The following is a 965-nucleotide window of genomic DNA, read 5'->3' as shown; positions in this document are numbered from 1 at the left end:
AAATTGTTATATGAGATTATTTTGTATGGCTAAGGATAACGAAATTAAATTAGAACGAATGTCAATTGTTTGCGATCCTTTTTTGGATGAAGATATTGGTATGCTGGATAAAGAGCAAATAAAAACAGAGGGTTTTATTGATTCAATTGATGATAAAAAATGTGAAATACGATATGGCAGGAGTCATTATCGTGAAAATATTTTACTTGATTATTTAGCTAGTTTTTTATTAGGTTTTTGTATTTTCATTAACGATGTTATTAATACATGGAAAGCGAATAAGGAAAATAACCAACGTTGGAAAATGCGGTTTATGGATATGAAGATGAGGTATTACGTTAAATGAAAAAATTAATAAAAAAAATAGTAAAAAAACTTTTTAGTGTGAAAACACCCCCAACAGAGCTTTTATTAACATTTGGTGATCCTGCTCTGGAGGAAAAGATAATTCCGCTAGACAATAAAACTGTAAAACGTGCAGGTTTTTTGGATATAATAAATAATAAGGAGTGCCATTTTCGTCATAATCTTATCAGAGCAAGAAAAGAAGTTATAATACCTGTGATGGTTGGATTTATGTTAGGTTTTGTTTTTTTTATTAATGACAACATTAGTACATGGAAAGCTTCAGAAAAAACTATCCTTCTACTTTTAAAGAGTGCAAAAGAAAATTATGGGGAACAGTTTTATTTAAATCCTGAAGCATCTAAATCTACTAAATTATTGAAGATAGTATCAGATGATACAAGGGTATCATTAATGGAATATTTACATATTAGCTATTCTAATGATAGTATTTATGGCGAGGAAAGAGCTAGAGATTCTCTTATTTTAGATGCAAGTTTTGGACTGTTTTTCCTGAGTAGCAACATTCTTCTTATCAGCATATTTTTAAGGTTACGTAGGCCTGCAAATTTCATCATTGATCATGAAAGACAACTTTTTTACACTTGGAAAAAAGGAAA

2 protein-coding genes are annotated in these 965 nt (G+C 29.3%); both read left to right on the top strand.

The genetic code is table 11. From position 1 onward, the window contains the following. Positions 1-346 (top strand): hypothetical protein (locus Xmir_RS22195; protein WP_208620485.1); only part of this gene is annotated, 346 nt, incomplete at its 5' end. Continuing rightward, positions 343-965, top strand: a 623-nt coding sequence (locus Xmir_RS22190; protein WP_145956960.1) for a hypothetical protein, incomplete at its 3' end; no start/stop codon positions are given. The genes Xmir_RS22195 and Xmir_RS22190, both read left to right, overlap by 4 nt.

It is taken from the genome of Xenorhabdus miraniensis, assembly GCF_002632615.1.
The sequence above is the reverse complement of the archived record's forward strand: the minus strand, read 5'-3'. Positions and strand labels throughout refer to the sequence as shown.